3 protein-coding genes and 1 pseudogene are annotated in these 4,463 nt (G+C 62.8%); 1 reads left to right on the forward strand and 3 read right to left on the reverse strand.

Annotation, left to right across the window (positions count from 1 at the left end; all coding sequences use genetic code 11):
• Nucleotides 1-227: 227 nt before the first annotated feature.
• Complete coding sequence (locus tag EN914_RS25630; protein WP_024503988.1) at nt 228-1,790, forward strand: GMC family oxidoreductase; 1,563 nt, start codon at nt 228-230, stop codon at nt 1,788-1,790.
• Nucleotides 1,791-1,855: 65 nt separating this feature from the next.
• Here EN914_RS25630 and EN914_RS25635 read toward each other — a convergent pair whose 3' ends face one another.
• From EN914_RS25635 to EN914_RS25645, 3 genes and pseudogenes are all read right to left on the reverse strand, one after another.
• On the reverse strand, nt 1,856-3,382 hold the full coding sequence (locus EN914_RS25635) for an aldehyde dehydrogenase (protein WP_032899351.1): 1,527 nt from the start codon (nt 3,380-3,382) through the stop codon (nt 1,856-1,858).
• Nucleotides 3,382-4,188 carry a creatininase family protein gene (locus tag EN914_RS25640; RefSeq protein ID WP_024503986.1) on the reverse strand — a complete coding sequence of 269 codons (807 nt, stop codon included), beginning with the start codon at nt 4,186-4,188 and terminating at the stop codon, nt 3,382-3,384. Before EN914_RS25640 ends, EN914_RS25635 begins: the two co-directional genes overlap by 1 nt.
• A pseudogene (locus EN914_RS25645) lies at nt 4,185-4,463 on the reverse strand (hypothetical protein); the annotation flags it as partial. The pseudogene EN914_RS25645 and the gene EN914_RS25640, both read right to left, overlap by 4 nt.

Raw genomic sequence — 4,463 nt, forward strand, 5'->3', positions numbered from 1 at the left:
ATGGAGTAGATGGTGAAAAGAGATACTTCCGATGAGTTCATATACGAAATCATATTTACATATAAAACAAATCATGATGATCTTGCTGTCGTGCAACGGCGGCTAAGGTAGTCGGTTCCGGCGTCCGTCGCCGAGCCTGAATGCCAGCAGATGATCGTGCACAATGAAATCAAAGATGATGTCGCGGTCGAGTGAGCCGTGCATTGGTCGGATGTAGGGAGTGCGGCATGCCCTTTGATGTCATCGTTGTCGGAGCCGGCGCAGCCGGGGCTGTCCTTGCCGCCCGGCTCACCGAAGATGTGGGCACGAACGTGCTTTTGCTGGAAGCGGGGCCGGACTACCGGAGCGGCGAGCAACCTGCCGAGATGGCGAGTCCAAATCCCTTCAACCTGCTGCTTCCCGATCATTTTCAGCAACAATATATGTACCCCGACCTGATGGCTCGCCGCACCAAGCGGCAGGAGCATCGGGTCTACTGGCGCGGCAAGGGGCTTGGCGGTTCGACGGCCGTCAATGGGCAGATTGCCATTCGCGGCGTGCTCCATGCCTTCGACCGCTGGGAGGAAGTCGGATGCAAGGGCTGGTCGGGAGCCGACGTGCTGCCCTTCTTCTGCCGGCTGGAGGATGACCCGATCGCGGCTAATTTTCACGGCAGCGATGGCCCGATTCCGATCTACCGCGCGCCTGTCGAAAGCTGGGGAAGCGTCGACAAGGCCATGCGCCAAAGCGCGATGGCCCTCGGCCATCCCTGGCATGACGATCTCAATGCTCCGGATGCCGAAGGGGCTTGCACCTATCCCATCAACAGTCGAGCCGGCAAGCGCGTGTCGGTCAATGACGGCTATCTGGAAGCTGCCCGCGACCGGCCGAACCTCACCATCATCGGGCAGGCGACAGTGGACAAGGTGCTTTTCGATGGCAAGAAAGCGATCGGCGTTTTGGCCATCGTGGCCGGTCAGGTTCGCAAATTCGAGGCGCCGCTGGTCATCGTCTCGGCCGGCGCCATCCACTCTCCAGTCATCCTGCAGCGCTCGGGCATCGGTCCGGCGGCTCTCTTGAATCGAAAGGACATCGAGGTGCTTGCCGATCTGCCGGTCGGCGAAGGTTTCTTCGACCATCCTTATTGCCGCATCGAACTGAAGCTGAAGCCGGAATTCAAGGCGACCGATGTCGACGCGCGGCATACCAACTGCTGTGTGCGGATGAGTTCCGGTGTGCCGGGTGCCGAGCGCGACGACATCCTCTACGTCGCCATGAACCATGGCGGTATCGGCGTGGAGTCCGACAGCGCCCAGTTCGGCGAGGCCATGGTCAATCTGATCCTGATGGAGGCCAAGAGCCGGGGCACCGTGCAGTTGCGTTCCGCCAATCCCTTCGACCAGCCGATCGTGGAAGAGAACATGCTGGACGATCCGATGGATATTCAGCGCATGCGTATCGCCTATCGCCACCTTGGCGAGATTGCCCGGCAGGCGCCGATCCAGGCGATCGCCGAGCGCGTCCTGCTGGGGGATTCCGATCTGCCTTTGTCATGGCTCGAAACGGCAAGCGACGAGGAGGTCGACAATTTCCTGCTGGCGCAGTCTTCCGATGCGCAGCATGGGATCGGCGGCTGTTGCATGGGGAGGCCCGGCGAGGCCGTGGTCGATCCGGAATGCCGGGTCTACGGTTTTGAAGGGCTGCGGGTTATCGATGCGTCGATCATGCCGCTCGATTGCCAGGCAAACACCAACCTGACCTCGATCATGATTGGCGAGAAAATGGCCGACAACCTGCGCCGGTCCATCTGACAGCTTGCTGCCGAACGGCATACGGTCGCACGGGAGGCCCGCGCTAAAGGCGCGGGCCTTGGATGTCAGCGGGTGATATCCACCGTAATCGTCTTCAAATCGCACATTTCCATCAGCGTGTGCCGCCCCCCGGTGCGGCCGAGGCCGCTCTGCGTCCCGGCGGCGCCGCCGGCAGGAATATGCGGTTCCCAATAGCAGCTCATCTCATTGATGTTGACGATGCCGACCCTCAGGCTTTCAGCAAAGGCAAAGGCGTTCTTGATGGTGCTGGTGAAGACCGCGGCCGACAGGCCGTAAGGGCTGGACGCCGCAAGTTCCATCGCCTCCTCGTCGGTCTCGAAGGTCAGGACGGGTGCAATCGGCCCGAAGGATTCCTCGACGTTGAGCAGGCTTTCCCGGGTCAGTCCTGTGACGATCGACGGCTCGAAATAGAGATTGGTGGCAAAACCCGACGCCACATTGCCGCCGGTGACGATCTCGGCGCCACGAGCGCGGGCGTCCGCAATGTGGCTGAGCACCTTGTCGACGGCGACCGCATTGTTGATCGGCCCCATCGTCGTCGCGGGATCGAAAGGGTCGCCCATTTTCACCTTCGCGGCCGCTTTCACCAGACCTTCGATAAACCGGTCATGGATGGATTTATGCACCAGCACGCGTTCGGTGGCCGTGCAGATCTGCCCGGCATTGGCAAAGCAGCCGGCCCCCACCTGGGCGGCGGCCATGTCGATATCGGCATCGGCTAGCACGATGGTCGGGCCGTTGCCGCCCATTTCGAGCAGAAGCGGCTTGCCCGCGCCACGCCGGGCGATCGTCGCGCCGGTGGCGGAACTGCCGGTGAAGCCGATGGCATGGGTGCCCGGATGAACGACGGCCTCGTCGCCCACCTCCGCACCATCTCCCAGAACGAGATTGATGGCGCCGTCCGGCAAGCCCGCCTCGATGAAGCATTCGACAAGTGCCGTGGCAATCAGCGATGTCGTCGGCGCCGGCACCCAGACAACGGTGTTGCCCGTTGCGACGGCCGGTCCGAGATAGTAGAGGCAGGGCAGGGCGAGCGGGAAATTCCATGGCGTGATGATGGCAAAGATGCCCTTCGGCTGCAGGAAGCTGAAGGCGCGCTTGTTGGCATCGGCCAGGGGAAACGCCGCCGTCTCCAGCCACTTCATCTGCTCTGCCGCATTGCGGAAACCGAGAGCTGCCGCCGATGCTTCGGCCTTTGCCTCGCTGTGGAAGGGCTTACCCTGTTCCAGGCAGAGCAGGTGGGCAAGCTCTTCGGCGCGACTGTCGATCGCGTCGGCGATGCGCATGCACAATTGAGCGCGTGCGAAGGTTCCCATCTTGCGCATGGTCCCGCGTGCGCCTTCGGCGGCTTTCACCGCGCGACCGACATCGGCGCGGGTGGAAAGGGAGAGATAGCCGAGATGCTCGCCCGTCGAAGGACTATCGATTTTCAGGAATTTGCCCGAGCTGCCGGCAATCCACTCGCCGCCGATGCGGTTGATGCCGATGCGGGCGGCTGCTTCCGGCTCCGAGACGATCGCCATGCCACGCAGGTTGGGGCCTTCGAGAGAAGATTTGAAATGGACTGTCATCATGCGTTCCTTTGGCCGAATTCGGATTGGATGTTCAAAATGGCGGCGCGGCTGCGCTCCACGGCTGCGATGAAAAGTCTGCTGCCGGCCTGCGCGCTCGCCTGCGACGGCGTACCGATGACGCCGTTGTCGCGGATGGCTTCGAAACGGCGCCAGACGGTGACGACCGGCGCGGCGTAAAGGTGAGGATCCGGCCAGGATGGCGGGGTGCCGCCTGGCGGGATGAGATCGCGGCGAACGCTGTCGCCAAGCACATGCATCATCAACGACGTTTCAAGCGCGCAAGCGTGACCGGTGCCTGTGGCGGCATCGGGCAGGGCCTGCGCCGCCACGTCGGCGATGAGATCGAAATACGAGAAACCCGCGGTGACGATGCCACGCTTGCCTAGGGTGGTGATCGCCACCTGGATGGCGGCGCGGTTTCCGCCATGGCCGTTCAGCATGACCGGCAGGAAGCCGTCTTCGGCAAGGCAGGTGCAGAGATCGACGAGAACGGCGATGAAGATCTGCGGGCTGAGGCTCATGGTGCCGGAGAAGGAGCGATGATGCTCGGACGAGCCATAGGCGAAAGGTTCGGCGACACGGATGGAGGCCTGTCCTTCCGCCGCGGCGAGCGCAACCGCTTCCGCAAGCCAGCAATCGACGCCGAGCGGCAGATGCGGGCCATGTTGCTCGACAGCGCCGAGCGGTAGAATGACGACGGGTTTATGCACGCCGGCTGTCGCGTGTCTTTCCGTATCCGGGGAGGTCATCAGCGCAAAGCTGGATCCAGGCGGGATCGGCAAGGCCGGAGCTGGCTCGTTCATCGTGCTGCCTCGACAAGCCGGGCCTTGGCGTAGGTCATGCCGGAATCGGCCAGGAGAGCGACCATGATGATTGCTCCCTTGTAGAGTTCGAGGCTGGACGGGTCCGTGCCGAACACCCGAAGCGCCGTCGTCAGCAGGCTGACGATCAGAGCGCCGACGACCGCGCCCCACACCGTTCCCCTGCCGCCGAAAATGCTGGTGCCGCCAAGTACGGCCGCGGCGATCGCGTCCAGAAGCAGCGAGGTCCCGCCGATGTTGGGCGTCACGACCGGCAC

Origin of the sequence: Mesorhizobium sp. M7A.F.Ca.CA.001.08.2.1, assembly GCF_003998455.1 — a bacterium.
Taxonomy (GTDB): Bacteria; Pseudomonadota; Alphaproteobacteria; order Rhizobiales; family Rhizobiaceae; genus Mesorhizobium; species Mesorhizobium ciceri.

Excerpts from the sequence above, each read along its gene's own strand:
- EN914_RS25630 (WP_024503988.1), top strand. The coding sequence starts at position 228 with ATGCCCTTTGATGTCATCGTTGTCGGAGCCGGCGCAGCCGGGGCTGTC.
- EN914_RS25635 (WP_032899351.1), bottom strand. The coding sequence starts at position 3,382 with ATGACAGTCCATTTCAAATCTTCTCTCGAAGGCCCCAACCTGCGTGGC.
- EN914_RS25640 (WP_024503986.1), bottom strand. The coding sequence starts at position 4,188 with ATGAACGAGCCAGCTCCGGCCTTGCCGATCCCGCCTGGATCCAGCTTT.